Source organism: Leuconostoc sp. UCMA20149 (genome assembly GCF_030400235.1).
Lineage (GTDB): Bacteria > Bacillota > Bacilli > Lactobacillales > Lactobacillaceae > Leuconostoc > Leuconostoc pseudomesenteroides.
This window is the reverse complement of record NZ_VJYC01000007.1, coordinates 78,480-104,478: the sequence shown is the minus strand read 5'-3', so window position 1 is coordinate 104,478 and position 25,999 is coordinate 78,480. Positions and strand designations below refer to the sequence as shown.

Annotated in this window: 30 protein-coding genes; 9 read left to right on the top strand and 21 right to left on the bottom strand. The window is 39.0% G+C overall.

Going from position 1 to position 25,999, the window contains the following annotated elements; translation table 11 throughout:
• Positions 1 to 2 precede the first annotated feature (2 nt).
• The 6 genes from FF105_RS07275 to FF105_RS07250 form a co-directional block, all read right to left on the bottom strand.
• Complete coding sequence (locus FF105_RS07275) at positions 3 to 1,313, bottom strand: type II restriction enzyme (RefSeq protein ID WP_147651909.1); 1,311 nt, start codon at positions 1,311 to 1,313, stop codon at positions 3 to 5.
• Positions 1,306 to 2,115, bottom strand: a complete 810-nt coding sequence (locus FF105_RS07270; RefSeq protein ID WP_147651911.1) for a DNA adenine methylase — start codon at positions 2,113 to 2,115, stop codon at positions 1,306 to 1,308. The genes FF105_RS07275 and FF105_RS07270 overlap by 8 nt, the downstream gene beginning before the upstream one ends.
• Entirely contained in the window at positions 2,111 to 2,269 is a 159-nt protein-coding gene (locus FF105_RS07265; protein WP_228928785.1) for a hypothetical protein, read from the bottom strand. Before FF105_RS07265 ends, FF105_RS07270 begins: the two co-directional genes overlap by 5 nt.
• A 73-nt stretch (positions 2,270 to 2,342) precedes the next feature.
• On the bottom strand, positions 2,343 to 4,145 hold the full coding sequence (locus FF105_RS07260; protein WP_010292349.1) for a DUF262 domain-containing protein: 1,803 nt from the start codon (positions 4,143 to 4,145) through the stop codon (positions 2,343 to 2,345).
• Between the two features lie 247 nt (positions 4,146 to 4,392).
• The gene (gene pepV / locus FF105_RS07255; RefSeq protein ID WP_010292353.1) at positions 4,393 to 5,808 is read right to left on the bottom strand and encodes a dipeptidase PepV; all 1,416 of its coding nucleotides are present in this window, start codon (positions 5,806 to 5,808) and stop codon (positions 4,393 to 4,395) included.
• Between the two features lie 75 nt (positions 5,809 to 5,883).
• Positions 5,884 to 7,077: a DUF2075 domain-containing protein gene (locus FF105_RS07250; protein ID WP_290046531.1), complete on the bottom strand. Its 1,194-nt coding sequence runs from the start codon at positions 7,075 to 7,077 to the stop codon at positions 5,884 to 5,886.
• Positions 7,078 to 7,216: 139 nt separating this feature from the next.
• On the opposite strand from FF105_RS07250, the gene FF105_RS07245 reads away from it, so the two are divergent.
• Entirely contained in the window at positions 7,217 to 8,038 is an 822-nt protein-coding gene (locus tag FF105_RS07245; RefSeq protein WP_010292357.1) for an NAD(P)H-hydrate dehydratase, read from the top strand.
• A gap of 255 nt (positions 8,039 to 8,293) precedes the next feature.
• Here the strand turns inward: FF105_RS07245 and FF105_RS07240 are convergent, their stop codons facing one another.
• Positions 8,294 to 9,082 (bottom strand): helix-turn-helix domain-containing protein, encoded by a 789-nt coding sequence (locus FF105_RS07240; protein WP_010292359.1) that lies wholly within the window; start codon positions 9,080 to 9,082, stop codon positions 8,294 to 8,296.
• Positions 9,083 to 9,266: 184 nt separating this feature from the next.
• Between FF105_RS07240 and FF105_RS07235 the strand changes: the two genes are divergently transcribed.
• The 6 genes from FF105_RS07235 to FF105_RS07210 all read left to right on the top strand — a co-directional run bounded on the left by FF105_RS07235 (position 9,267) and on the right by FF105_RS07210 (position 12,032).
• A complete protein-coding gene (locus tag FF105_RS07235; protein ID WP_010292360.1) occupies positions 9,267 to 9,539 on the top strand; it encodes a hypothetical protein in 273 nt (90 codons plus the stop codon).
• 45 nt (positions 9,540 to 9,584) lie between these two features.
• Positions 9,585 to 9,776, top strand: a complete 192-nt coding sequence (locus FF105_RS07230; RefSeq protein ID WP_147651915.1) for a hypothetical protein — start codon at positions 9,585 to 9,587, stop codon at positions 9,774 to 9,776.
• Positions 9,777 to 9,778: 2 nt separating this feature from the next.
• Positions 9,779 to 10,261, top strand: a complete 483-nt coding sequence (locus FF105_RS07225; protein WP_010292364.1) for a stage II sporulation protein M — start codon at positions 9,779 to 9,781, stop codon at positions 10,259 to 10,261.
• Positions 10,258 to 10,578 (top strand): hypothetical protein, encoded by a 321-nt coding sequence (locus FF105_RS07220; RefSeq protein WP_010292366.1) that lies wholly within the window; start codon positions 10,258 to 10,260, stop codon positions 10,576 to 10,578. Before FF105_RS07225 ends, FF105_RS07220 begins: the two co-directional genes overlap by 4 nt.
• A gap of 364 nt (positions 10,579 to 10,942) precedes the next feature.
• Positions 10,943 to 11,764, top strand: a complete 822-nt coding sequence (locus FF105_RS07215; protein WP_010292371.1) for an exodeoxyribonuclease III — start codon at positions 10,943 to 10,945, stop codon at positions 11,762 to 11,764.
• A gap of 82 nt (positions 11,765 to 11,846) precedes the next feature.
• Positions 11,847 to 12,032, top strand: a complete 186-nt coding sequence (locus FF105_RS07210) for a hypothetical protein (protein ID WP_010292374.1) — start codon at positions 11,847 to 11,849, stop codon at positions 12,030 to 12,032.
• A 20-nt stretch (positions 12,033 to 12,052) separates the two neighbouring features.
• Here the strand turns inward: FF105_RS07210 and FF105_RS07205 are convergent, their stop codons facing one another.
• Genes FF105_RS07205 through tsaE form a run of 3 tightly spaced genes read right to left on the bottom strand, consistent with a single transcriptional unit; the run spans position 12,053 to position 13,523 of the window.
• Complete coding sequence (locus tag FF105_RS07205) at positions 12,053 to 12,586, bottom strand: 3'-5' exonuclease (protein WP_010292379.1); 534 nt, start codon at positions 12,584 to 12,586, stop codon at positions 12,053 to 12,055.
• A complete protein-coding gene (locus FF105_RS07200; RefSeq protein ID WP_010292383.1) occupies positions 12,583 to 13,077 on the bottom strand; it encodes a GNAT family N-acetyltransferase in 495 nt (164 codons plus the stop codon). The genes FF105_RS07205 and FF105_RS07200 overlap by 4 nt, the downstream gene beginning before the upstream one ends.
• Positions 13,074 to 13,523, bottom strand: coding sequence for a tRNA (adenosine(37)-N6)-threonylcarbamoyltransferase complex ATPase subunit type 1 TsaE (tsaE, locus tag FF105_RS07195; RefSeq protein WP_010292385.1), 450 nt, complete (start codon positions 13,521 to 13,523; stop codon positions 13,074 to 13,076). The genes FF105_RS07200 and tsaE overlap by 4 nt, the downstream gene beginning before the upstream one ends.
• 62 nt (positions 13,524 to 13,585) lie before the next feature.
• Here tsaE and FF105_RS07190 point away from each other — a divergent pair, with 62 nt between their 5' ends.
• Together FF105_RS07190 and nadE are read left to right on the top strand one after the other, a co-directional pair.
• The gene (locus FF105_RS07190; protein WP_010292388.1) at positions 13,586 to 15,028 is read left to right on the top strand and encodes a nicotinate phosphoribosyltransferase; all 1,443 of its coding nucleotides are present in this window, start codon (positions 13,586 to 13,588) and stop codon (positions 15,026 to 15,028) included.
• Positions 15,025 to 15,846: an ammonia-dependent NAD(+) synthetase gene (gene nadE, locus FF105_RS07185; RefSeq protein WP_010292392.1), complete on the top strand. Its 822-nt coding sequence runs from the start codon at positions 15,025 to 15,027 to the stop codon at positions 15,844 to 15,846. Before FF105_RS07190 ends, nadE begins: the two co-directional genes overlap by 4 nt.
• On the opposite strand, the gene FF105_RS07180 is transcribed toward nadE, so the two are convergent.
• The 11 genes from FF105_RS07180 to hisH all read right to left on the bottom strand — a co-directional run bounded on the left by FF105_RS07180 (position 15,843) and on the right by hisH (position 25,975).
• Positions 15,843 to 16,385 carry a YiiX/YebB-like N1pC/P60 family cysteine hydrolase gene (locus FF105_RS07180; protein ID WP_010292395.1) on the bottom strand — a complete coding sequence of 181 codons (543 nt, stop codon included), beginning with the start codon at positions 16,383 to 16,385 and terminating at the stop codon, positions 15,843 to 15,845. The two genes, nadE and FF105_RS07180, sit on opposite strands and share 4 nt — an antisense overlap.
• Before the next feature lie 66 nt (positions 16,386 to 16,451).
• The gene (locus FF105_RS07175; protein WP_010292398.1) at positions 16,452 to 17,840 is read right to left on the bottom strand and encodes a PTS sugar transporter subunit IIC; all 1,389 of its coding nucleotides are present in this window, start codon (positions 17,838 to 17,840) and stop codon (positions 16,452 to 16,454) included.
• A 269-nt stretch (positions 17,841 to 18,109) separates the two neighbouring features.
• A complete protein-coding gene (locus FF105_RS07170) occupies positions 18,110 to 19,003 on the bottom strand; it encodes an ROK family protein (RefSeq protein ID WP_010292400.1) in 894 nt (297 codons plus the stop codon).
• A 184-nt stretch (positions 19,004 to 19,187) separates the two neighbouring features.
• On the bottom strand, positions 19,188 to 20,543 hold the full coding sequence (locus tag FF105_RS07165) for a glycoside hydrolase family 1 protein (RefSeq protein WP_147651923.1): 1,356 nt from the start codon (positions 20,541 to 20,543) through the stop codon (positions 19,188 to 19,190).
• Positions 20,540 to 22,006 carry a 6-phospho-beta-glucosidase gene (locus FF105_RS07160; protein ID WP_010292403.1) on the bottom strand — a complete coding sequence of 489 codons (1,467 nt, stop codon included), beginning with the start codon at positions 22,004 to 22,006 and terminating at the stop codon, positions 20,540 to 20,542. The genes FF105_RS07165 and FF105_RS07160 overlap by 4 nt, the downstream gene beginning before the upstream one ends.
• A gap of 116 nt (positions 22,007 to 22,122) precedes the next feature.
• Positions 22,123 to 23,196, bottom strand: a complete 1,074-nt coding sequence (gene hisC / locus FF105_RS07155) for a histidinol-phosphate transaminase (RefSeq protein ID WP_010292405.1) — start codon at positions 23,194 to 23,196, stop codon at positions 22,123 to 22,125.
• Complete coding sequence (gene hisE / locus FF105_RS07150) at positions 23,193 to 23,525, bottom strand: phosphoribosyl-ATP diphosphatase (protein WP_010292407.1); 333 nt, start codon at positions 23,523 to 23,525, stop codon at positions 23,193 to 23,195. Before hisE ends, hisC begins: the two co-directional genes overlap by 4 nt.
• 17 nt (positions 23,526 to 23,542) lie before the next feature.
• A complete protein-coding gene (gene hisI / locus FF105_RS07145) occupies positions 23,543 to 23,881 on the bottom strand; it encodes a phosphoribosyl-AMP cyclohydrolase (RefSeq protein WP_010292409.1) in 339 nt (112 codons plus the stop codon).
• Positions 23,878 to 24,642 (bottom strand): imidazole glycerol phosphate synthase subunit HisF, encoded by a 765-nt coding sequence (gene hisF / locus FF105_RS07140; RefSeq protein ID WP_290046528.1) that lies wholly within the window; start codon positions 24,640 to 24,642, stop codon positions 23,878 to 23,880. The genes hisI and hisF overlap by 4 nt, the downstream gene beginning before the upstream one ends.
• Positions 24,639 to 25,355, bottom strand: coding sequence for a 1-(5-phosphoribosyl)-5-[(5-phosphoribosylamino)methylideneamino]imidazole-4-carboxamide isomerase (gene hisA / locus FF105_RS07135; protein ID WP_010292414.1), 717 nt, complete (start codon positions 25,353 to 25,355; stop codon positions 24,639 to 24,641). The genes hisF and hisA overlap by 4 nt, the downstream gene beginning before the upstream one ends.
• Positions 25,352 to 25,975, bottom strand: a complete 624-nt coding sequence (hisH, locus tag FF105_RS07130) for an imidazole glycerol phosphate synthase subunit HisH (protein ID WP_010292418.1) — start codon at positions 25,973 to 25,975, stop codon at positions 25,352 to 25,354. Before hisH ends, hisA begins: the two co-directional genes overlap by 4 nt.
• Between the last annotated feature and the right edge of the window lie 24 nt (positions 25,976 to 25,999).

Genomic DNA, 25,999 nt, shown 5'->3' with positions numbered 1-25,999 from the left:
TTTTAGTCTAATATTTGTAACATAATCCATTCAATTATTGCGTTAACTGTACTTGCTCTACGCTCTACGGTTGAAATGCTTAATCCTAGATCTTCGATCAACATTTCGTGAATAATATCCTTCTTATTCAAACGGCCATGGATAATTCTTCTTTGAATCAGATGATTGAACAGCGAATATGAAATAATCTCACGCGCAAGCAAAATATTTCGCTGCCCAACTGCTTGTTGCGCAATATGTTTACCGCGTACGGTTAACTTAAATCGAGAATCAATTTGTTCTGCCAATCCAAAATACATTAAAATATTTTTAACATAATAATCAGATTGACGTGGATCGAAATTGAAATTTTCAGCAATCTCTGTTTTAGTCAGCGGTCGCCTTTTTAATATCATCATCAACTCCAAAACTTTTGACATGTCATTAGCTTGTGGAAATAATTTTCCTACCGTGTCATGAGTTATGACACTTTGTGCGTATTGTAATAAAGAGGCTGCTGTTTCAGTTTCATTGCGGTCAATCAATTGGAATTCGAACCGTCTAATTTCTCGAATACTATTGTAATGTGTATCATCATCAAATGAAAAAACTCTTACTCTGGCATACTGACTTGCTGCATTAATTTCAAAGAAAACTGGAATAATTGGTTTGTTATCAATTTTTAGATCTGACAAAAGCTTACGATAGGGAAAATATAGTTGTCGTATCAAAAAATTGTCTTCTTTTACCTGCTTTGCTTCGATAATATAAACTGCTTTAGGCGATTCTAAAACTGTATCGATTTCAATTTGTGGGTTTTCTAACTGTAATGTAAAATGATGATTGTCTTGAAAATCAGAAATATTAAATTGCCAATTGCCACCACCCATTCTTCCATTGATTGTACGAATAAAATCAGAATCTTCAAATGCTTGGTCAAAAACATTTGCCGCTAATCCCGCACTTATCCAGCTATTTTCATTCCACGTCGCTGAGTTTCCTAGTAAGGAAGCTAAGTTAGGCACTTGATATTTTTCTACACTGGTCGCCTCAGCACTAGAAAGGTTAGCATACTCATCGAAATGTCCCACAAGGTATTTTTTACGTGAGATTGGCAGTATATTCAGCTCATTTTCCACAAATACATCTGGTAAGTCTTCACGTTTATCAAATTTTGACAAATTTCGAAAATCTGGTCCAGATTTTTTTTTTGAAATACGGTTCACTTCTTGCGAAGTAATTTCAAAAAATCCCTGATGGTTAAGTGATTGTATAGCATCGCTACGATTTGACAAGACTTCTTCCCAGACTCTATTTTTGGCACCGTTAACCATGAACAATTACCTCACCAACAGTTGTCCTAGAAGTAGCCCTTGCCCCAACTGAACGTTTAACACTAACGTGTTCAATTTGGACACCTTTAATATCACCATATAATTCCTCAATAAGGGGAACATCTGAGTTTGATAGCATCACATGAACACCATTTTCATGCAAACGCTTAAATACATCTCGCAATCTAACCTGCTGTTCGTATCCAAATTCAGCACTATATCCGGTAAAATTACTAGTCGCAGATAATGGTATATATGGCGGATCAAAGTATACAAAATCACCTGTTTTAGCTTTGCTAACTGCTTTTTCAAAATCGCCGTTCATAAATGTGACTTGCGCGGAATTTAAGTAATTCGCAACAGCAAAAATCGTATTAGCGTCAGAAATTTTTGGGTTTTTGTAGCTACCAAAAGGGACATTGTTTTGACCTTTACGGTTCACGCGCCATAACCCGTTATACCCAGTTTTGTTCATATAAATAAAGCGCGCTGAGCGTTCAATTGAGGACATATTTTCAAGCCTACCATCACGATCAGCAGCACGTAAATCTAAATAAAATTCTTTACTGTGGTTTCTTTGATATTCTTGTAGCAATTGTGTTAATTGTTCAGGATTATCACAAACAGTTTGCCATGTCACCACTAATTCAGGATTGAAATCATTCAAAATTGCTTTTTCTGGTTGCAGCATTAATAAAAAGGCACCACCACCTAAAAAAGGCTCAAAATATGTTCCAAATTTCTTTGGAACATACCTCGCCAATTCTGGTAGTAACTGCCTTTTTCCACCAACCCATTTAATAAATGGTTTTAAATTTGCTAATTGTTGCTTGTTGCTTGTTGCTTGTTGCTTGTTGCTTGTTGCTTGTTGCTTGTTGCTTGTTGCTTGTTGCTTGTTGCTTGTTGCTTGTTGCTTGTTGCTTGTTGCTTGTTGCTTGTTGCTTGTTGCTAAGCATGGGCGTGATCCTCTACTTTGTCAAGAGTTAGGATCTTAATTGTTGATCAAAATTGAAAAAAAAGCAATCACCTTCATCTAATGGACAAATCATTTGCCATCGAATCAAATACATCTTTTTCACGTTTCAAAATCAGGTCACGAATAGTACCGAATTTTTTATTTTTTATAGCTTGTTTAACTTTTTCAAAGTCTTCTTGGGGAGGATATACCATATTTTTCAATACTTCTGGGTCGGGCGTTCCTGAAACATCATACAAATTTTTTCCATGTTTTGAACGATTCATGTCAGTTTTTAATATCATTACATTACCCACGGACGCTCCCGGAATATTATTTTCAGAATAATATTCAGATAACGACTTTTTTGAATAAATGTGTTCAAAATCTGTAGATGTAACATTATTATTTGCGTAATAATGACTGTACTTTAAATTAGCATGCATTGTAACTATGGTCTTTACTACACTTTTAATTTGTATGCTAGCATTGTCTTTATCAGATTCTATCCAACTTTCCACAGCCGACTTATATCTTGACTGACTGACTGGTAAAGAATAACTTTTCATTGGAGTTCCATCACTAGGAGTCACATAATAAGACGACAGTCGCTTATCCCCCGTACTTTTCCACAAGTTTTGTAAATCATCAACCAAATAATATGAGGGAAGAAATGTGAGGATTTTTTGTTGTTCAACCTTATTGTCTCTTTTAACCCATAGGGCTGCAATGTACGACAATATTTTAAAATTTTTTGATAACCCGTTTTCATATTCTTTTTGTTTGTTGGAGATCATACCAGGTTTTTCTAGTAGTCTTTCAAAAGTTTTATTTAGACTTTGTAAAATATTATCAAGAATCTGCAACTCATCCGACAAATTGCTTTCAATTTCTCTTTCTTTAAATTTTTTTGCAATTCCACTCAATTTTGTATTTGGTATACCAACAATAATTCCGAGAGTAGCAAAACCATATTCATCACGTAGATCATCATCGTCAAATTTAGCTGTAATTAAGGATTTCAATCTGTTTATCACTAAATCCCCGATACCAAAGGCAAGTTCAGAAAGATTTAGTTCCCTACCCTTTCTAATATCTTGCTCGTTATAGTCTGAAATTTCAATATTATCACGTGCTTTTGTCATTCTATCGTAACGATTTATAACAGATTCAATAAGGCCCTTCTCAATTTGTGTGTCATTGAGTGTAATCAAATGATTAGCCCAAGAAGCAGCAAAAACTTGGTATTTAGATAATTTTTTGCCGGTCCTGTTTAGATTTTCAAAAACACTAGGTAAATTTTCTTCTGGTCCTGTAAACTCAATAATAGGAATAACAATATTGTCAACGTCAACATACTTTTCTAGATCTTGTCGCGCTTTTTTTATATATTCCGAAATTCGAGATAGATTATCTAACAGATCATTAGTACTTTTTCCAAAAATATCGCTAAAACCTTTTACTCCCTTTGCCAATTTATTGACGTCAAATTCGTTACTATTTTTAATAATTGCCTGACTAAAAAAATCTTTTAAAATTGGTTGCTCTTTATCAGTTATTGAAACTAATGTATTACTCAAGCTTTGAAATTCTTTATACTTCTCAATTTCATCTAAGTGAGACCAATATTTTTCAGGATTTTTTTTAAAATCATTAATGGTAGTTAACCGTTGTTGTCCATCAATAACAGTATACATGCCTTTATCCCCTTTACGGATCAATATTGATCCAAATGGAAAACCATTTGCTAGCGTATCCACGAACTCTTGTTTATCTTTATCAGACCAAACTAAGCCTCTTTGATACTTTGGCACAGTCAACTTATCCGCTAATTCAGAATAATTTTTGGCGGTGGCTTCATACTGCTTCTTTACCATTAAATTTTTCTCCAATCAAGTATTTACCTAATTAGATCATTTTTTTGACATAAATGCTATTACAAACTGATCACAAAAAAAACAGCTCATCGGCTGTTTTTTTGTTTCACCGGTTGCGTCACACGCAACACCTTAGTGAACGAGAATCCAATAATTACAATACCAGCTACAATTACTAATGCCATAATGTTTCTCCTTTGATTTGTTTGATTATTGCTATCATACAGACCAAAGATTAAACCAATATTTAATCCAAATTAGTAATTTCAGCGATTGCTTGTGCATAGATTGAGATTGATCGATACAAGTCATCTAACAAAGCAAATTCATTAACTTGGTGCATAGTGTCTGGTGAATCTGGGAATAGCGCCCCAAAGGCGACACCACGCTTCATCAAACGACCATAAGTGCCACCACCAATAACTTGATCATGTGCTGGCAAACCAGTTTGTTCGTGATAAACACGCAACAATGTCTCCACAATAGGATCGCTTGGTGCAACGTAATGTGGCACTTGCGCGTGTCCGCCAATGGTTGGCTTGACATCCCAACCATTCAATTGTGAGGCTAAACCAGCTTCAATTTCTTCCGGTGTAATACCTTTTGGATAACGGAAGTTGAAGTTAATAAAGGCTTTGCCGCCGTCAACAAACTTTTGAATACCAACGTTCATTGACAAAGGCCCCATGACTTGGTCAGTATAATTAACACCAAACTTCTTACCAATAGTATCATCATGTGCTGGTGTGCCAAGATAAGTCAAGAATGACTTAGCAGTACCACCAAAATCAAAGTCTTGCAAGAAGTTAGCTAGGTACGTACCAGCGTTCTCGCCAGTTTCAGGCATTGCGCCGTGAACCTGTTTACCATTCAAAACAAAGTTGACAACTTCACCATCTGTTTCTGTTGAACCAGAAATCTGCGGATTATCCACCAAATATTCTTGGAATTCAGTGACAATTTTTTCTGCTTGTGCTGACTTCACAGTAGCACGGGCAATTCCAGGCACCATATTAGTCCGTAATCCAGATTCAAACGATACCAACTTAGCAGACCCACCGTTAGTAGCTTCGCCGTCAATCAAAATTTGGACATTACCCTTTTCACCATTGATAATTGGATATTCAGCATCAGGTGAGAAACCAAATGCTGGTTCAGGTTCCACTTCAAAATAACGTGTCATGCCTGTCCAGTCGTTTTCTTCATCGGTACCAAAAATCAATCGTACACGACGCTTCAAAGGTACTTTCAAATCAGACAAAATTTTGAAGGCGTAATAAGCAGCCATCCCCGGTCCCTTATCATCAGACGCCCCGCGGGCAATGATTTTGTCTTCAGTCACAACAGGTTCAAATGGTGCTGTTTCCCAACCTTCGCCTGCTGGCATGACATCAACGTGGGCCAAGATAGCGACGTATTCCTCAGCGTCCTTTGGACCAATTTCAATATAACCAGCCAAGTTATCAAGATTTTTAGTGGTAAAACCGTCTCGTTCTGCAATCGACAGTACTTTAACTAATGCATCTTTGGGCCCAGGACCAAGTGGTGCATCTGCTGTGGCTTTTGAGTCATCACGTACAGATTCAACTGCTAGCATTGACTTCAAATCCTCAATAAACGCCTCTTTGCGCGTTTCTGTTTCTTGTTTCCAATCAATTGTCATGTTTTTTAACCTTTCTTGTATCTAATACTTTGATTATACGCTTTTGCTGATTTTTTTCCTAATGACTTATCTTGCTCAATATCGTGATTGCTTTGGTACACTAGCTAACAATTTTTGACGCAAAACTGGATCAGCCACTGCGATAAACAAACCATGACGTCCCCTTTTTAGTAGGATGTTCAAAGCATTTAGCATGATTGATTGCTTATCTTCTAATGATAAATTTTTGCCACCCACGCTTCTAAATGCTGCCTTATCCTCATAATGACTTGGATCGATGATTAACTGATCTTTTTGATTATCATAACGAATACCAGGCCCAATAATCACGCCTGCATAATTCAAGTCAAAGCCCTGAATCGTATAAACAGACCCCACTTCATCGATCGTTTCAGGGCGCAGAGCCCAAGGTGTGACACCTGTATCAAGCTGATCCCAGGGTAATTTGAAATCGTCCAATGTGACATACCATTTGCCACGATTCACCGTGTAGGGGTAATCGGTAGTTGCCAAGATTCTCGACATGCCGACACGCTGATTTTCTTGACAAATCGCCGTATATAACCGGTTAGCATCATTATAAATACGCAAATCAAATGATGGCGTTGTTGCCACATCAATTATTTTTTTGTGCTGGGTTAGCTGATCAATCCACTCAACGACTGACTGGCTTTGACCAACCATTCGATATTGCTCGCTTAATTGAACTGTCTCGGGTCTAAACGGTGCTAAAATCGTCTGCAACTGATCGCCATGCCACATACTTTTTAATTTCAAAACCTGATGAGCATCAAAGACTAGAATAACCACACGCGCATGTTTCAGTATCTCAACCAGTTGATTTTCTTGCTGAAATTTATTGTACCGGTCTGGTGCTGTTAGTAAAAGATGGGCTTCATCAATTAAAACAACATCAGCAGTTTGATTGTGACGAGTCATTTGATTAATGAATGTCGTTGGTTTAAGAAATTGATTCTTTTTGAGGCCAGGCTGATAACTGGCTAATTCACGGTAACTTTTCCACATCTCAGCGTGATTAACAAGTAAAAAATTACGCCATTGTGACTTCGCGGCTTGTAGTTGTTTGAAAATTTCAAATAGCACAACGCTCTTACCAGCACCAGCGCCACCTTCTATCACAAAAGCACGCGTTTGCGACTGGGTTAAATTGTGATTGGCGAACGCTACTGATTGATGAATCACATCGTTTTGTTCCTCTGAAAATTGTTCACCGTCAGCCAATACGAAACTATTTTTAATCATAGCCATATTGTAACATTATGCCTCCTCAAAAAAGATAAAAATATAAATGACATAATATAAATACACCGTCATAAACGCCGATAACACAAGGATTTGGCGTGCAATATTTGTCCTTATCAGTTAGAATAAGTGTGAGGAAGTAAACATGAAAAAGTTGACAGAAGATATCCTTTACCAAGTCATTAAAAAAAGACCCGAACAATCTCATAAAGCCAGTTATGGTCGCGTTTTAATTATTGGTGGTACACAGCAATTTGGTGGTGCTGTAATCATGAACGCACTAGCTGCTGTCAATGCTGGGGCCGGTTTAGTCTCTGTTGCAACAGACCCTAGTAACTTCACTGCATTGCACGCCCACCTACCCGAAGCAATGGTGATTGATTTTAATGACGATTTAACTGATGATATTCAACATGCTGATGTCGTGTTAATTGGTTCTGGACTGGGAAATCGTCTTGATATCGTTGAAGCCACTTTTGACGCCATCATGGCACGTCAAATTTTGATTGTCGATGGTTCAGCGCTAACTTTAGTTGCGGAAAATAAACTTTCTTGGCCACAATCGCAACTTATTATTACACCACATCAAATGGAATGGCAACGATTAAGCGGTGTCACAATCAATGAACAGGCATTTGAGGCTTTCAATATGTTAGCCCAGCAACGTATGAATGTTCAGCCAATCCTTGTTTTGAAACAACACCATACTCAAATTTATACGCTTAACCAAGTTTTTGAAATACCAAATGGTGGTCCTTATCAAGCGACAGGTGGTATGGGTGACACGCTGGCTGGTATGATAGCTGGTTTCACGGCACAATTCATGCTAAGCTTTCCCGAGTCTATTATGGCGGCAGTTTATGCCCACTCTGCCATTGCCGATGAACTATCAAAAAATCATTACGTCACACTACCAACTAAAATCAGCGCGGCATTACCAGAATTTATGTCGCGTTACGCCAAATGACAAAAGCCTGATATATTAATTAGGTAGACCCCAAAAATTTGAATGCCATAGCATAAATCAATTTTAGCACTCTGCAAAATGGTCATTTAAAATTCATTTAAATACTGTGACCCTATAAAACCCAATAACTTGCCGGACATTTGATTTTGTCCAAGTTATCAACACCTCAATCTGTTATTGTTTTCTTCTCTCCCTCACGTCTTTGGATATGGGGGCTATTTTTTGAATAATGGTCTCTTATATTTTTAATACATTTTAGTTGTTACTATCGACGTAATTAAAACAATCAACGATTGACATATTAGTCAGTTGACCAAATGTTGAACGAAAAATAATTGGATCTTCCGGAAAAGGTTGTGTTAGCCAAGTTTCAAAAATAGCTAATAAAAATTTAGTTGATAATTCAACAGTAACTGATTGACTAGGGTTCAAAATATTAAATTGGCAGTTGGTCAGGTTATCACTAATCCATTTGATATAAGTTTTTTGTAATGAGTGTAGCCAGTGACCACTAATAACGTCACTTGAATACAATACTTTTAGCGCGGAATGATGATCATAAAGTACAGGCAATAGGTCGTCAGAGATTTTTTCAAGCAGTTTATTAGCTTTACTCTCTGTTAAAGTTGATAATATTGCCATATTAATCGTTTGTTCAATATCCTGTAGAATTTCAGCTGATGAGCGGAAAAATGTTAGCGCCAAGTCATGAGAAACCCCAGATTCGGCTATGACATTGTTAATGTCATAACAATTAATATTGTTCTGTGACGCCAGCAGTAAAAAAGCGTTAATTAATTTTTTTCTTTCTGCATCATGAACAGTGAAATTTTTTTGATCTATTTGCTCAAAAAGCCTAGCCAACGGCACTTGAAACGTTTTGGATATATTAATTAACACATCCAAAGGTGGCAAATTAATACCACGTTCCCAGTTAGATATCGTTTTGGGTGAAATAAACAATCGATCAGCAAATTCTGCTTGCGTTAAACCTTGGTCTACTCGGATGTTCAATAAAAATTTTGGAATGTATTTGCATGTCATATATACTCCTCAAAAAGTGACTAGTTAAGATTGTAACATAGAATGACAAACGTTTATCAATTAACAAGTGTTAATCAACTTGATTCCATATCTGTAGGAGTTTTAGTATCATTTTCTTAAAATAAAAGACAATTGGCATAAGATACTTTGTTATATTATTAACAAACAGAAAGGAAAAGTAAGTATGAAACAATTATTAATAACTTACGAAAAAATTAGGAGAGCATGTGGGGTAATCATTGTAGTGATATCCTTGAATTTATTTAGATCATTGTGGGTTGGAGACCTAGTTGCTAAATTTAATTTGGATAGATCCACAGCGGCCTGGGGAGTGCAATTGGTTACTGCTGGTGCAGGTTGGATTTTCGTTGCAGCTTTCCCATACTTTTCACCTTTCCTACTCACTTTAGAGGGCCTGATAGCTACAGTAGGAACGGGTGCAGCTATCGGCTGGTAATGTAAAAGAAAAGTACAGAAAGGAAATATTTTTATGTTAATTGTTATGATTAAAAGTATAGGTTTGTTAGTGCAACGGTTTGGATTAACTGCACCAGTGGCTTTTGCCATTATTAATCTCTTAAGTACAGGGGGAGCATATGCAGTTGCAGTTGCCTATCCATTTTTTGCACCATTTATAGCCACTGCTAAGGCTTATCTTGCCGTTTTCGGAATGACAGCAGGAGTTGCGTTTTAATTATGTTTGCAACAAAAAGAGACTTTCTTCTACTGCTAGTGACATTGGGCGTTGGCACTATTGTTGGATATATATTTTCACCAAAAGAAATTGGCACAAATGTATCAGAGCGCGGTAAATTGAGTGTCGCAGAAATATGTAATCATAATGTGGGTGTTGTCTTGCTCATATTAATAGTCGGTATGCTCACGTATGGAATAGTCGCTTACCTGCTGCTCTTTATAAATGGCTTATCCTTGGGTATAGTAATGGCAAACATTACACTAGGAAATATTATTTTTACTTTAATACCATATAGTATATTTGAGTTAGCAGCATTTATAATTGCTGCATTTGCTAGTATAAATTTATCACGTCAGTTGCGACAAACAATCAAACAGAAAAACACATCCATTATGTGGCAATATGTGGGCTACGACAAATTATTTTTAGCCATCGTGTTTGTATTTTTGGGGAGCGCAGCAATTTTAGAGGTGCATATATGAAAAACCAAAGAAAATTTAAAATTTTTAGTTTACTTTTATTATTATTTGTAGCAATCACTGGATTGATATTTGGATTTATAGGATCCACCGAGTTATTGAGAAATGCTGATCAAATTAGAACGTCAGTGCAACTACCCGTAGCGTCTCAAATTGCAAGTAAAACCATGTGGGTGGCGATGTCTATGTGTGTTTTATATATTTTTATATTCAAAGAACGCAAACGCAATTTATTTTGGCTCCTACTTTCTTTTTTTGGCATAATCATTTTTTCGATTAAAAAATTAGTAGGTGAATGGCTATATGCAAAAGAAAATTAACATCACTATTCGACCGTTAAACAAATACAATTTGATTTTATCAATTATGATAATTGGCATTTCATATCACGAAAAAATTTATAATTTTATATTTCTATATTTTTTGTTTATGCTACCAGAAATCATAAAATCAATGGAAAAAACAATAAATTATTTTAAAAAATAGTGACAAGTGATACCCAATTATTTTATGCCGCACGTGCCGCGATATATTTATATTATGATTTTAAAGTGCCGTAAAATGCCATGTTACTACGCCTCCACATTTACTTACTCTTTGTAATTACATTAGGAATTGATATCATTTTCAAGTAAAAGTTTTATTATGTTAGAATTAAGTTAACTATTACTGGAGGAATTCATTTTGAAACTAATTTCATGGAACATTGACTCAATTAACGCTGCTGTTGAACATAAAAGTGCGCGTGGTGAAATGACTTGGTCGGTGCTTAATAATATTGCTGAAGCGACACCTGATGTTTTTGCTATTCAGGAAACCAAATTAAAAGCAACTGGATTAACCAAAAAGCAAGCCAATGCCATTGCTGAACTATTTCCTGACTATCACGTTTTTGTCAACCCGAGTTTAGCACGTTCGGGCTATTCTGGTACCATGGTATTGTCCCGTCAAGAACCTTTATCAGTTGATTTTCCAAAAATAGATGCGCCCGGCGATATGGACATGGAGGGGCGTGTGATCACACTCGAATTCGCCAATTTTTATGTTTCAACTGTTTATACCCCCAATTCCGGCAGCGAACTAGCGCGCTTAGATGATCGTGGTTTATGGGATGATCAATACCGACGCTATATCAGTTCATTAGACCAAAAGAAGCCAGTGATTTTCAGTGGTGACATGAACGTTGCCCATGAAGAAATTGACCTGAAAAATCCTAAAACTAATCACCATTCAGCCGGATTTACCGATCAGGAACGGGAAAAGTTTACAACATTATTGGGTGCTGGTTTCACAGATACGCTGAGAACGCTCAACCCTGATGTTCCAAGTATATACACTTGGTGGGCACAGATTAGCAAGACCAGCAAAATTAACAACTCTGGTTGGCGCATTGACTATTATCTCGTCAGCAACAGAATTGCTGATAAAGTCACCCAGTCAACTGTACTAGACACTGGTAAAAGACAAGATCACGCACCAATTCAATTGGAAATTGATTTACTTTAAAAACAACATGGTTTCTTCATGATTTAGTGCCAATATCGCCACATTATTGACGTATGATTAAGTTATTGGTGGAGGTGATTCTATGGATAAGAGACCAAATGTGAGTCGTATTGACGATATCTACATTCATGCTTACTATAACCATCACGATGCCGTAATCACAAAAAAAAGCAGCAAAGCCGCTTCTGTTTCTAGATTTAGTCTCGCTGTTATTCTGGGATTATCGTTGGCAATCGGGTGTCATACACTCATCACAATTTTTTTCTAAGCTATCCAATCTGGGATAGCTTATTTATTTTTCACAAATGATTTTAGTGCTGAATCACCAAATTGCTGGGATTCATATATTAAAATATTTGCCGCAGCCACTGCATCATCTAATGCATTATGGTGATGTTCAAGCGCAATACCCAAGTTTTCCGCCACTGTATTCAACTTATGGTTTTGAAAATTTGGAAATAGTTTGCGACTTGTTTGAACGGTGTCAAGTAACATATAATGTGGTTCAGGCAATCCGTAATAGTCTAACGTTCCTTTCAATACACCATTATCAAATGGTGCATTGTGCGCAACCACTAATTTATCTGCCGTAAAAAGTGGTGCAATTGTTGGCCAAATATCAGGAAATTGTGGTGCTTGTGCCACATCAACCTGATGAATACCGTGAATTTTCGTATTATAATGACTAAATGACGTTTCTGGTTTTATTAATGAATAGAATTGATCCACTATTTGATTATCTCTCACAACTGCTAAGGCAATCGATACTGCTGAGTGCTTTTCATGATTGGCTGTTTCAAAATCCATTGCAACAAAATTCATATTTCTAACTCCAAAACCATTTTTTGCAGCTGCGTCTGACGCCCATTTGGCAATGTCAAATTCACTTGCTTTCCTACTATTATAAAACCAAACTTCTCGTAAATATGTCTAGCTGGCAAATTGTCTACTTGCACGTCTAACCAGACCTGTTGCAAACCATTTGTTTGTGCCCAATAAAGTAATGCTGTCATCAATGATTGTCCTAAACCAGCGCCTTGAAATTGAGATAAAATAGCCATACCCACTTCACCATTTTCAATCGAGCCAATACCTACTGGGAAACGTAACGTCCCTTGTTCAGCAATCAGTAGCAAAGTGATAGCTGGCCCAACGTTTTCCTCGGGCACTACTTCTCCGTCTCGCATACTAGCTATCAAAAACGTATCCGTTTCCGTCATCAATTGTTGAATGAGTGCCTGCCATTGTGCCGCGTTTTCTAACCCAGCCACTTCCAAACTAAATGCAATCGGTTGGCTCATATCAAAGTTCATAACGCGTCCTCAAAATTAGCCAGTTGCCCAATACCATGGATGGTAATTTGACGTTGATCATCTTCATTAGTTCGCTGAAAGTTAAAATCAATACGATCATTGGGTAAAATATCAACCATATATTGCGGCCATTCAATCAAAGTAATACCGTCTGTCCCGATAAAATCTTCAAACCCTTGATTTTCAGCGCCCATTGTTTCTAAAGTATAGGCATCAAAATGATAAATCGGTGTTTCACCGGCCATATACGTATTCATGATGTTAAATGTTGGGCTCTTAACACGACCAGTGACACCTAAAGCACGAGCGAATCCTTGCGTGAAAGTTGTTTTGCCAGCACCAAGATCACCAGTCAAAGTTAATACCATACCGCGACGCACCAATTGGGCTACTTTTTGAGCCAATTCTTGTGTTTGCTGTGAATTGTTTGTGAGAAATTCTTTCATTCTTTCATTATAGCACGAGATAATTGGTATAATGATACTTAACAACTAAAAGGACCACTATCATGTATCGAGATGATTCATTAACATTACACACAGACGCCTATCAAATTAATATGATTTATACCTATTGGCAGCAAGGTATTGATCAAACACCTGTTGTCTTTGAAGCGTACTTTAGAAAAATGCCGTTTGACAATGGTTACGTTATTTTTGCCGGTTTAGAGCGAATTGTGACTATTCTAAAGCAACTCACTTTCAGTCAGAGTGACATTAACTATCTTCGTAGCTTAGATTTATATGATGATGCTTTCCTAGATTATTTGCAGAATTGGCATTTCACAGCAACTTTGCGTTCAGCCTACGAAGGTGAAGTGATGTTTAATCACGAACCCCTTTTCCAAGTTGAAGGGCCGCTGGTCGACGCGCAATTATTAGAGACACTTTTGCTCAATGTGGTCAATTTTCAAACACTGATTGCAACCAAAGCCGCTCGTATTGCTACTGTCACTGATGGTCAACCCTTGCTGGAATTTGGCACACGTCGCGCCCAAGAAATTGATGCAGCACTTTGGGGAACGCGTGCTGCCTTTATCGGTGGCTTTGATGCCACATCTAATGTTCGCGCCGGCAAATTATTCAATATTCCAATTTCTGGCACACATGCACACGCTTTAGTGCAAGCCTATCAAAATGATTACGACGCGTTTAAAGCTTACGCATCAACGCATAAAGACGTCGTTTTCTTAGTAGACACTTTTGACACACTCAAGTCCGGTGTCCCTAGTGCCATCAAAGTAGCGCAAGAATTTGGCAACCAAATCAATTTTCAAGGTGTCAGAATTGATTCAGGTGACATGGCTTATTTGTCTAAAATCATTCGGAAAATGCTGGATGAAGCTGGTTTTACATCAGCTAAAATATACGCGTCCAACGACTTGGACGAAAATACAATCTTAAACTTAAAAATGCAAGGTGCCAAAATAGATGTTTGGGGTGTCGGCACCAAACTGATCACTGCTTTTGATCAACCAGCTTTAGGTGCTGTTTACAAAATGGTTAGCTTCAACGGCAAAAATACGATCAAAATTTCCAACAATGTTGAAAAAGTATCGACCCCTGGCAAAAAACAAGTGTGGCGCATCACAGATCGACAAGACGGTAAATCCGAAGGCGATTATCTCACTTTTTCAAATGAAGATCCGCGTCAGCAAACGGATTTACATATGTTTGATCCTAATCACCCTGTTATTTCAAAAGACGTCCATGATTTCAACGCTGAACCTATGCTTCATGATATTTTTGTTAATGGCCAATTAATTTATGATTTGCCAGATATTAAGGCCGTTAAAACCTATGCGAAGCAATCGCTGGATAATTTGTGGGATGAGTATAAACGTGTGCTCAATCCTGAAACTTATCCAGTTGATTTATCACAAAGCTTATATGACGCCAAAATTGACTTAATCAACGAAACACGACAACACATTAAGGAGATGTCAAAATGAGACCCTTGCAAGCAAAAATGATTGCTGAATTGCACGTACAACCTATGATTGACGCCGACGCTGAGATTCGTCGATCAGTTGATTTTTTGAAACAGTATTTAACCCACTCAATATACACAAGCCTTGTTTTGGCAATTAGCGGTGGTCAAGATTCAACCCTTGCTGGCAAATTAGCCCAAATAGCGGTACAAGAGCTGCGTGATACAACTGGTGATGATTATAAATTTGTCGCCATTCGCCAGCCTTATGGCAAGCAACGTGATGAAGATGATGCTCAAGCTGCCCTAACATTTATCCAACCTGATGCCATCGTCACCACTGACATTCAACCCGCCACAGACGCCATGACTACCGCTTTACGTGCTGGTGGGCTAACCATTGATGATATGAGTCGGGGGTCAATTAAGCCAAAAATGCGCATGATTGCACAGTATGCTGTTGCTCGTGAGCACAACGGTATTGTTGTGGGAACTGATCACGCCGCTGAAGCCTTTGCAGGCTTTTTCACCAAATATGGTGATGGCGGCACAGATATCAACCCGCTCTGGCGCCTCAACAAACGACAAGGTCGCCAATTATTAGTGGCCCTCGACGCGCCAGCGCATCTATATGATAAAGTGCCAACTGCAGATTTGGAGGATGATCGACCACAGTTACCAGATGAAGTTGCACTCGGCGTCAGCTATCAGGCTATCGATAATTATTTGGAGGGTCGAGACGTCTCAGAACAAGACGCCACTCAAATTGAGTCACTTTACTTGGCGAGTCAACAAAAACGCCATGAGCCAATCACAATTTACGACACATGGTTTTATTAATCAACTAATAGATCACCGTAACGCAATTGCCCAACGTAATTGAGTTGCGGTGTTTTTGATAGATCATGTGGATTAGTGCCAGGTTGATTAAGGGGCACTGCAACACCTAATTTTTGGTAATAGTTTAGCCAATAATTTGAGATTGGCTGCTGGTCATCACCAAATTGCATCGGTTGTTGCGGTATCGTCAACACATTTGCAAATGCTAACTGCACCAATTGTGAACAATATAAGCCATCATCATTAGGATAAAACGAAAAATTATAGGGTCGATTCTGATAGGACATTGCCTGTGAAATCACTTGTGACTGTTGCGTTTCCGTCAAGCTAGCTCGATAAATATCTGCAACGTTAACTTCTTCGAAGAAATCACGTATTCGTTGAATTGCTACACCATGTTTTGGTGAGGCATCAATTATTTGGTGCGCATTAATCACAATTGCAACATGAACATAATTGCCCGTTGAGGTCGCTATTGCCTCATCAAGTGCTTCATGATTGTTTGGAATGAATAGTAGATCAGCTGTCTGTAATGTCATAAAGATAGTTTACCATGTACGACCAACAAAAAATACCAAGCATATAGCTTGGTATTTTCACTTTTTTTAATTTGTAGCAGCTTCTTCAGCAGCGGCAGCATTTTCAGCTTCTTGCTTCTGTAGCATCTTGTCATACTTCAAAGCAAATGGGAAGTACATTGCTGTTGACATTGCAATTAAGATTGCTTGCCAGATAGCAAATTGCCAACCACCAGCCAAAAGTCCAGAAATAATTGGTGGTGTTGTCCAAGGTACACCGACACCATTTAGTGGTGGCACAATACCAAAGTAGATAATTGCGTAAGTTCCAACGGCAGCAATAACTGGCGTGAGGAAGAATGGAATAGCCAAGAATGGATTCAAGACCATTGGAATACCAAACAAGAATGGTTCGTTAATATTGAACAAGCCAGGAATAAATTCAATTTTTCCAAGTGTCTTCAATTGAACTGAACGAGCACGTACCAGTGTGAAGACCACCAAACCAATCGTCATACCTGATCCAGTCATGTTAATGAAATTATTCAAGAATTCGTTTGTAACAATATGAACTGATGGGTTTGACAATGTCAATTCACCAGCCTTACGTGCTACCATGTTGTCAAATGAGTTAGGAATTAAGAAAGCACCTGAGATAGCACCAACGATAATACCGCCATGGACACCAAAGAACCAGAAGAATGTGACCAAGAATGCCAGCAAAAGAACTGCCGGGAATGAATCTGACATCCCCTGAAGTGGTGTTTGAATAACTTGATAAATCCAATCTAGTGCATCTGTATGGAATACATACTTGAAGATGGCAAAGATTGCAGTAGATACTGTCACGACTACAAAAGCTGGAATCATGGCTGTGAACTGTCCCGCAACGTTTGCAGGTACTTGTTCAGGCAAAGTTACCTTCCAACCTGCCTTAATCATTGCTGAGTAAGACCAACCAACTAGCAAACCAACAATAATAGCAGCAATCATACCTTGCCCGCCCATGTTGGCTGTATTCAAAACGCCGGCCACTGGACTGCTCAACAATTCTTGTACAGCATGTGGCAACTTATCAATATTCTTGTAGGCTGCTTCATTGACAGGGTTCGGCACCGACATGGTTTGTAGCAATAGAAATGCTACTAATGCGGTGAACCCAGCAGGCAAGGCCTCTTGCCCTTCATCACGTACATAAACATACGCAATACCAACGACTGTGAAAATTGAAATCATACCAAAGCTAGCATTGTTAGCCTGAGCAAACACCGCCGACCAACCATGATCCGCCAGCCATGTGGCAACTGGTACATACGGTACGTTAGCCAAAATCAGAAAGACAGATCCAATAATAATAAATGGCAAACTATACACCATACCATTTTTCAACGCTGTAACTGCTTTAGTGTTGATAAACTTCATGATAGGTGGCATTAATTTGTCAGTTACCCAACTACTCTTTGCACTATTCTGCATAAGTATTTCTCCTTTTGTAAACTCCCTGTTTACGTAATTCCGCTTTTTGTAAGCGGTTACACTAATATCATAACCCATTATTTGAAAATGTCAACACTTTTTTGTAAACGGTTACAACTTATGAAAGAAATGACTTAATGTACTTTTTTAGTATGCAGGATAAATGTTGCAAAACAGTGAATTAACAAGGATTTAATTGTGAATTTTTCGGGGTAATTGTGTTTGTTGTTTGAATATTCCAACTTAATATTATTATCATAATTAAAAAATTATACTTGCTTCGTTTTCATTTCATTTACATTGGGATAATAAGATTTGAAAACTTCATAAGCGCCAATTAAATTTGCCGAATTACCAAATTGAGCAGCTTTAATGTTGACAGGCATATCAGTAATATGTCCTTTGACGTCAGCAATTAAAATTGACACGCGTTGATTTAATTCGTTTAAAATATCGGCATTTTGTGAAAGTCCCCCACCAATCACAATGATGTCTGGATCAACAATGAACATCAGATTAAAAATACCACGAGCCAGACTGTCTAATTGGCGGGACACATTTATTTTTGCCACGCCATCACCCTTTTCTGCCAAGTCATACAACTCTTTCCCAGACAGCGAAGTATCGTGTCTCACGTTGTAACGTCTAGCCATTTCAACCGCCGAAGCTTTGACACTCCACTGGGAGTTAACGCCATCAAAAAAGCTATAGCCAAACTCGCCACCATAACCATGTGCGCCACGCACGAGTTGCCCATTCAGATAAACAGCGCCACCCACACCTGTGCCAACGACCACAAATATTGCTGAATTTGCCCCAGCAGCAACACCTTGTTTGACTTCTGCTAAACCCGCGGCGTTAGCATCATTTTCAATTGTGACAGGCGCCTTGAATAGCTTTTCCAAAGTATCGACAATGGGAAAATGATGAATGTAAGGTACTGCTGAGTTGCCACTAATGAACCCATCTTTAAATTTCACAACCCCCGGAGCACTGATTGCCACGCCCTCAATATTAGTGAAATTTTGCGCGACATCACGCAATTGATTCACCATTTCATCCCAAGTTTTAGGCGTCTCAAAGGATGAAATTTTACCCAAATTGCCATCTGTAACGGCGGCATATTTCACACTAGTCCCACCAATATCTATTGTTAAAATCATGTTGTCTTCCTCCGAATGAAAAAGCAGCCGAAGCTGCCGATTATAAATAAACGTTATTGCAAAACTTTTGTAGTGCTGTCACCAAATAAAATTGTTCATTGATATAAAACAAAACATATACAAAATCTAATTTACCATGATCCTCATTTGACAATGAAAGTGACTGATCATGGTGCCCTATGCTTTAACTGTTAAAACCATTAGACTTAAATACGTCACGCAAGTAATCAAACGACGCTTTCTTTGAACGGCTCATGTCACGTTCCTCTTCATTAGTCCGATTAACGTAAACAGCACCATAACGTTTGTTCATATCACCACTCGAGCTAGGAATATCAATCAATCCCCAGCCAAGATAGCCGATAACGTTGGTTCCATCTTCAATCATAGCTTGCTTCATCGCGTCAATGTGATCACGGTGATATTGAATACGATAATCATCTTGAATCATCTGATCATCAGTCATTTCTTCACGCCAACCCAAACCGTTTTCAACAGGAAAGACCGGTAACTGATAGCGAGAATAAATTGATGTTAAGGCGTTTCTAAAACCCAAAGGATCAATCGTCCATGACCATTCATTTGCTGTTAAATAAGGGTTTGTTTCATTGGCAATATCTAAATAGCGATTTGGTGCTGTGCCATCTGGAATTTTATCCGCATTCAACATGTCTGTCCGATAATAACTAAACGCTATAAAATCACTGGTTTGCTTTGATAATACTGCGTCATCCTTAGGTTGATAGTCCATATCAATATTGTGCGTTGCCACAAAGGCTAACACTTCCGGCAAATAGTGGCCAGCCGTAAACATCGTTAGCAAGTTATCATTCAAAAATGTGTCAACGCGACGAGCTGCAAAAACGTCAGTTGGTTTAGATGTGGCTGGATACGTCACTTGATACGCCAACATACCACCAATTTTTAACTGATTAAACTGTTCATGCACAAAATTTGCGACATGCGCATGCGCCAACATTGTATGATGAAAAATTTGATAGAGATTGTCTAACGACTGTTCTGCATTGATGGCACCACCAATATCATAAGCCATATTTGTAAAATATAGATTGTGCTCATTAAATGTCAGCCAATACGTCACCCGATCAGCAAAACGGCTAATGATTTCCTTGGCATAACGCACATAAGCGTCGACAACGTGGCGACTCAAAAAACCATTATATTTCTCTGCGAGCGCCAGTGGCATATCAAAATGGTACAGCGCTATCATTGGCTGAATCCCACGTGCCTGCAAGGCGTCAATCATATCTGAATAAAACTGAATGCCCGCCTCGTTGAACTCACCATCACCATCTGGGACGACGCGTGCCCAAGAAATTTCAAAGCGATACATATTGACGCCCATTTCAGCCATCAGATCAAAGTCTTCAGGATAACGGTGGTACTCGTCAATCGTTTTTTCCCAAGTTGTCTCTTTCTTCAAATCGTACGTGGATTTGCCACGTACGCCTTGAAATCCCTCAGTTTGCATACTTGATGTCGAGTTTCCCCAGAAAAAGCCGGTCGGCATTGTTGTCATAAATTTTCCCCTTGTGTTTTAATTACATTTTGATACCAATTGAAACTATCTTTCTTTAAGCGCTTACCACTGCCATGCCCCTCATCATCTAGATCGACGTAAATGTAGCCATAGCGCTTACTCATCTCACCCGTACCAGCTGAGACAATATCAATTGGTCCCCATGACAAGTAGCCAATCAAGTTCACACCATCAATAATGGTAGCCTTTTCCGCTTCAGCGATATGTGCACTCAGATAAGCAATACGATAATCATCATGAATACTGCCGTCTGCTGTCACGGTATCATAGGCACCAAAACCATTTTCCACGATCATAATAGGCAAATTTGGATACAAATTATTCAGTTGATTTAATGTGTAGCGCAATCCCTCAGGATCAATTGTCCATCCCCAATCAGACGCGGGAATCAGTGTGTTTTTAACACTTTCAATACTACTTGGATCATCTAATGCTGGTGTTTTACCATCAGCTGCTTTAACCGCAAAGGTCGCATAATAGGAAATACTCAAATAATCAACAGTACCCTCTTTTAAAATTTGTCGATCCTCATCTGTAATATCTGAACGATAACCAGTTCGCTCAAATAAAGCTTCCAACTCTGATGGATATGCCCCACGAATATGCACATCACTAAACCACTTGCGCAATTGTTCAGCTTTCTGAGCTGCTAACATATCTGTTGGTAATGGCGTAGCTGGATAAATTGGTGACACATTTAGCATCGCACCAATTTGGAAGTCCGGATTAATTTGGTGCGCAAGTTGTACCACTTTGGCACTAGCTACTAATTCATAATGGCCAGCTTGGTACATATCTGCCATACGTTCTGCGATTGTGGCCGTTTCGTCATACCGCAAACCAGAATTTGTCCAAACAAGAAAATCTTGTACCGTTGATGCTTCACTAATATTAGCTTGGTTAGATATTTCATTATGCGTAATCCAATATTTAACTTTATTGCGATAACGCTTAAGAACCGTCTCTGAGTATTTTACGAAAAAGTCAATCAACCGACGATTGCGCCAACCGCCATATTCCGTTACCAAATGGTAAGGCATTTCAAAGTGGTTGAGTGTGATGACGGGTTCAATACCAAGACGATTCATCTCATCGAACATGTCATCGTAAAACTGAAGCCCAGCTTCATTGGGTTCTACATCATCACCATTTGGAAAGATTCTTGTCCAGGCAATAGATGTTCGGAAAGCTTTGAACCCCATTTCTGCCATCAATGCCAAATCTTCTTTGTAAGTGTCATGAAAATAAATGCCGTGATGATTGGGGTAATTTTCCCCTGCAATCACGCCATCAGTTATGGTTCGGGGTGTCGTGGCATTGCCGGCAGTCAATACATCGGCAATCGAAACGCCTTTACCATCAACGTCCCAAGCACCCTCAGCTTGGTGAGCAGCAATCGCACCGCCCCAGAGAAAATCTTTTGGCATTTTTAATCCTGTCATGTTTAATTCTCCTATGTTTAGTCACTATTTAACTATAATTGTAAGCGTTTACATTACAAAACACAAGAATGTCCTAAAAGTCGTTACTTTTTGAACTAAAAAAGAACTAACCTGTGTTAGTTCTTTAATGCTGCTAGAAATGCTTCTTTTAACCCTTCATTATCATCCGGTGTCCCTAAGGCAATACGAATCCACTCGGAATTTAAGCGATCGTTGACTTGATAGCCCAATTGCAACAACGCTTGACCGACTTTCTTAGTTTCACCCACTTTAATCCAAATGAAATTGGCCTGTGACTCATAAAATGTGAGCCCCTCATCACGTAAAAAATTTTGGAATTTGGTTCGTTCGGATTGAAACGCTGCCACGTTTTTTGCCAAATAATCTTGATCCAAAATGGCAGCCGTACCACCAACAATTTGGTAAGTTGACAAATTATATGGTAAGCGCACGGCTTGCATCGCTGTATATAGCGGATCCTGCATGATACCATAGCCAATGCGCAAATTAGCTAATCCATAGGCTTTAGACAACGTGCGTAGTACAACCAAATTTTTATATTGTGAGACAAGTGGTGCCACTGTAGCATCTGGTTCATCCACAAAATCATAATAAGCTTCATCAACAACTAGTGTCACCGTGCTTGGTAATTTTGTCAAAAATGCTTCAATATCGACGGCTTTTTCAAAAACACCTGTTGGATTATTGGGATTGGCCAACCAAATCATCGTTGTTTGATCAGTGATAGCAGCTAACATGGCCTCAAAATCAACATGCCCATCGTCTGGTTTAACTGGAACTTTCACTGTTGTCGCTTGTTCAATTTCGGCGTGGAGTGCATACTCACCAAATGTTGGGTCTGGCACAATCATTTCAGATTCTGGTGTCAAAATGGTACGTGTCAACAGCTGAATGAGTTCGTCAGCACCTACCCCAAATACTAAGTTTTCAGGATTAACTTGTGTTAAGTCTGCTACTGCTTCACGCAAAGGCGTTGCTTGACCATCAGGGTAATAGCCTAACACATCATCAGACACCGCGCGCACAGCCTCTCCGACTTTTGGTGATGGTCCATAAACTGATTCATTAGCCGACAGACGTGCTAGATGTTGTAACCCATACTTGGCTTTAACCACTTCTTCTGGTAGTTCCGCTTGATAAGCCGCTAGCTTTTTAACTGTTTCCTTCATTTTTGCTCATCTCCTCGCCAATCTTGGCGTTCATGCAACTGAGATTGTTGGCCAATGCGCGACCCCAGTTCGTCCTTAATATCATCAAGTGTAACATTTTTTTCAACTAAGAGAACAATTAGATGAAAAAATAAATCCGCCGTTTCATAAATTAGTTCATCGTTATTATTTTTAGCGCCTAGAATGACCTCTGTTGATTCTTCACCAACTTTTTTTAAAATTTTATCGAGTCCTTTTTGGTATAAATAATCTGTATAAGAACCTTCTTGTGGGTTATTTTTACGCGCCAAGGCTGCTGCGTAGAGCGCTTCAATTGATTGTTGTGCCATATTCCATTCCTTCCCAACTATACGCTAACATCTGCAACCGGATTGAAAAAACATGAATACGCGCCAGTATGACAGGCTGGGCCGTTCGGTTCAACCTCGACTAATAGTGTATCTCTGTCGCAATCCAATGACATACTGATAACGCGCTGTGTATTGCCACTAGTCGCACCTTTGTGCCACAGGGTTTGGCGCTCACGCGACCAAAACCATGTTTCCATTGTTGTTTTAGTTAATTGGTAACTCGTTTCGTTCATGTAAGCCAACATTAATACAGCCTTGGTTTTGATGTCAACCACCACTGCCGGAATGAGACCGTCTTGCCCTTGTTTTTTAAAATCTGGTGCAATTATTGTCATATACGTATTGCCACTCCTTCTTGTTTTAATGTTTGCTTGAGTTGCGGTAACGCAATTTCACCGAGATGAAAAACCGAAGCCGCTAAGGCTGCATCAACCGTGGTTTGTGTTAAAAGTGCCGTAAAATATTCAATTTTTCCAGCACCACCTGAAGCAATAATTGGCACTGACACAACCTCAGTTAATTGTTGATACAAATCAATGTCATAACCATTTTTTGTACCATCAGCATCCATGCTAGTGACTAATAGTTCACCTGCACCAAGTGCGACCATCTCTTTGGCCCATGAAATGGCATTTAACCCAGTAGGTTGTGTCCCACCCGCAACATAAACTTGATAAAATTTTGATTTGGGCTCCCATTTCACGTCAATGGCACCGACAATCGCTTGTGACCCAAAAATGGCTGCTCCTTTCGTAATGAGTTCAGGTTGCTTAACCGCTGCTGAATTGACAAATATTTTATCAGCGCCTGCTTTGATGAGACGCGTCATATCTTGCGTGGAACGAATACCGCCACCCACTGTCAGTGGAATAAATACTACTGATGAAATCGCATTGACAATGGTCATCATCGTATCGCGTTCTTCCAAAGTAGCCGTGATATCTAGCAAAACCAGTTCATCAGCACCCGCTTGTTCATAAGCTTTAGCAACTGTCACTGGATCACCAACACTGCGTAGATTTTCAAATTGAACGCCCTTAACAACTTGTCCATTTTTAATGTCTAAAGCTGGGACAATTCGTTTGGCTAAAGTCATTTCATCACCTCCTTGAGTGCTGGGAGTGTCACGTCGCCGTCATATAGCGCACGACCAACAATAATATCTTTGATACCAGCTGTTTGCAAATCCTCTATGTCCTTTATCGTACTAATGCCGCCACTAGCAATGATATTTGTTTCAGGAAATTTTTGTTGTAATCGTGACAATAATGCAATGTTTGGACCACTAAGCGTGCCATCACGTTCAATGTCGGTCACGATAAAATTAATCACACCAACTGTTTGCATTGCCTGAATGATTTCAGAAAATGTCGTGCTTGATGCGGTCAACCAGCCGTCTGTTGCTACTTGTTCCTGACGACCATCAACACCAACGACAATGCTTTCCGCTCCAAATCGCGCCACTGCTTCTGTCACTAATTCAGGATGAGTCAAAGCTGCTGAACCAATAATCACGCGATTAATGCCTAATGATAAGTATTGTTGAATTTGCGCCAAACTTCGAATACCACCACCGAGTTCAATAAATAGTGTCGTATTTTGTCGCAGAGCTGTAATGATATCAAGATTAATTGGTCTGCCTGACTTAGCACCATCCAAATCTACCAAATGTAAATGCGTTAAACCGGCTGCTTGAATTTGTTGCGCTTGTGTAATCGGATTTGAATTAATTACAGTCTCCTGATTGTAATTTCCTTGATAAAGCCGCACTGATTGTCCGTTTCTGAGATCAATTGCTGGAAAAATCATTTATCGTCCACCATTTCTTTAAAACTCTGCCACACTAGCAGGCCGTCTTTACCCGATTTTTCTGGATGAAATTGCGCGCCAATAACATTACCCGAATCATTAACCACGACACTTGGAATTTCAATCTGACCGTAATCAACCGTTGCCGCAATATATTTTGGTGCGGTTTGGACATAGAAGCTATGAACAAAGTAAGTGTAGGTATCGTTTAAAGTTGACGTGATGGGATTTAACTGACGAACTTGGTTTTGATTCCAACCCATTTGTGGGACTTTATAGCCTTGTTGTTGGGGTAAAGTGACGACATCTCCCGGAATAATGCCAAGTCCTGCTGTTTCACCAAATTCAGTTGATCGTTCAAATAATAACTGCATCCCCAGACAAACACCTAATAACGGCTTGCCAGATTTTGCGTATGCTTGCAGTGGTCCAATTAGGTGTCGTTCTTTTAAAGCCGACATAGCAGCACCATACGCACCAACACCCGGCAAGACTACCCCATCTGCAGCCAAAATTTCAGATGAATCATGTGATAATTTAGCAGATAGTCCTGTGCTAGCAATGGCTTTCATCACATTGGCAATGTTGCCCGCACCATAATCAATAATAATAATTGTCATTTGTCATCTCCTAACGACGTTATT

Excerpts from the sequence above, each read along its gene's own strand:
- FF105_RS07275 (WP_147651909.1), bottom strand. The coding sequence starts at position 1,313 with ATGGTTAACGGTGCCAAAAATAGAGTCTGGGAAGAAGTCTTGTCAAAT.
- FF105_RS07265 (WP_228928785.1), bottom strand. The coding sequence starts at position 2,269 with ATGCTTAGCAACAAGCAACAAGCAACAAGCAACAAGCAACAAGCAACA.
- FF105_RS07260 (WP_010292349.1), bottom strand. The coding sequence starts at position 4,145 with ATGGTAAAGAAGCAGTATGAAGCCACCGCCAAAAATTATTCTGAATTA.
- pepV (WP_010292353.1), bottom strand. The coding sequence starts at position 5,808 with ATGACAATTGATTGGAAACAAGAAACAGAAACGCGCAAAGAGGCGTTT.
- FF105_RS07250 (WP_290046531.1), bottom strand. The coding sequence starts at position 7,077 with ATGGCTATGATTAAAAATAGTTTCGTATTGGCTGACGGTGAACAATTT.
- FF105_RS07245 (WP_010292357.1), top strand. The coding sequence starts at position 7,217 with ATGAAAAAGTTGACAGAAGATATCCTTTACCAAGTCATTAAAAAAAGA.
- FF105_RS07240 (WP_010292359.1), bottom strand. The coding sequence starts at position 9,082 with ATGACATGCAAATACATTCCAAAATTTTTATTGAACATCCGAGTAGAC.
- FF105_RS07235 (WP_010292360.1), top strand. The coding sequence starts at position 9,267 with ATGAAACAATTATTAATAACTTACGAAAAAATTAGGAGAGCATGTGGG.
- FF105_RS07230 (WP_147651915.1), top strand. The coding sequence starts at position 9,585 with ATGATTAAAAGTATAGGTTTGTTAGTGCAACGGTTTGGATTAACTGCA.
- FF105_RS07225 (WP_010292364.1), top strand. The coding sequence starts at position 9,779 with ATGTTTGCAACAAAAAGAGACTTTCTTCTACTGCTAGTGACATTGGGC.
- FF105_RS07220 (WP_010292366.1), top strand. The coding sequence starts at position 10,258 with ATGAAAAACCAAAGAAAATTTAAAATTTTTAGTTTACTTTTATTATTA.
- FF105_RS07210 (WP_010292374.1), top strand. The coding sequence starts at position 11,847 with ATGGATAAGAGACCAAATGTGAGTCGTATTGACGATATCTACATTCAT.
- FF105_RS07205 (WP_010292379.1), bottom strand. The coding sequence starts at position 12,586 with ATGAATTTTGTTGCAATGGATTTTGAAACAGCCAATCATGAAAAGCAC.
- FF105_RS07200 (WP_010292383.1), bottom strand. The coding sequence starts at position 13,077 with ATGAACTTTGATATGAGCCAACCGATTGCATTTAGTTTGGAAGTGGCT.
- tsaE (WP_010292385.1), bottom strand. The coding sequence starts at position 13,523 with ATGAAAGAATTTCTCACAAACAATTCACAGCAAACACAAGAATTGGCT.
- FF105_RS07190 (WP_010292388.1), top strand. The coding sequence starts at position 13,586 with ATGTATCGAGATGATTCATTAACATTACACACAGACGCCTATCAAATT.
- nadE (WP_010292392.1), top strand. The coding sequence starts at position 15,025 with ATGAGACCCTTGCAAGCAAAAATGATTGCTGAATTGCACGTACAACCT.
- FF105_RS07180 (WP_010292395.1), bottom strand. The coding sequence starts at position 16,385 with ATGACATTACAGACAGCTGATCTACTATTCATTCCAAACAATCATGAA.
- FF105_RS07175 (WP_010292398.1), bottom strand. The coding sequence starts at position 17,840 with ATGCAGAATAGTGCAAAGAGTAGTTGGGTAACTGACAAATTAATGCCA.
- FF105_RS07170 (WP_010292400.1), bottom strand. The coding sequence starts at position 19,003 with ATGATTTTAACAATAGATATTGGTGGGACTAGTGTGAAATATGCCGCC.
- FF105_RS07165 (WP_147651923.1), bottom strand. The coding sequence starts at position 20,543 with ATGACAACAATGCCGACCGGCTTTTTCTGGGGAAACTCGACATCAAGT.
- FF105_RS07160 (WP_010292403.1), bottom strand. The coding sequence starts at position 22,006 with ATGACAGGATTAAAAATGCCAAAAGATTTTCTCTGGGGCGGTGCGATT.
- hisC (WP_010292405.1), bottom strand. The coding sequence starts at position 23,196 with ATGAAGGAAACAGTTAAAAAGCTAGCGGCTTATCAAGCGGAACTACCA.
- hisE (WP_010292407.1), bottom strand. The coding sequence starts at position 23,525 with ATGGCACAACAATCAATTGAAGCGCTCTACGCAGCAGCCTTGGCGCGT.
- hisI (WP_010292409.1), bottom strand. The coding sequence starts at position 23,881 with ATGACAATAATTGCACCAGATTTTAAAAAACAAGGGCAAGACGGTCTC.
- hisF (WP_290046528.1), bottom strand. The coding sequence starts at position 24,642 with ATGACTTTAGCCAAACGAATTGTCCCAGCTTTAGACATTAAAAATGGA.
- hisA (WP_010292414.1), bottom strand. The coding sequence starts at position 25,355 with ATGATTTTTCCAGCAATTGATCTCAGAAACGGACAATCAGTGCGGCTT.
- hisH (WP_010292418.1), bottom strand. The coding sequence starts at position 25,975 with ATGACAATTATTATTATTGATTATGGTGCGGGCAACATTGCCAATGTG.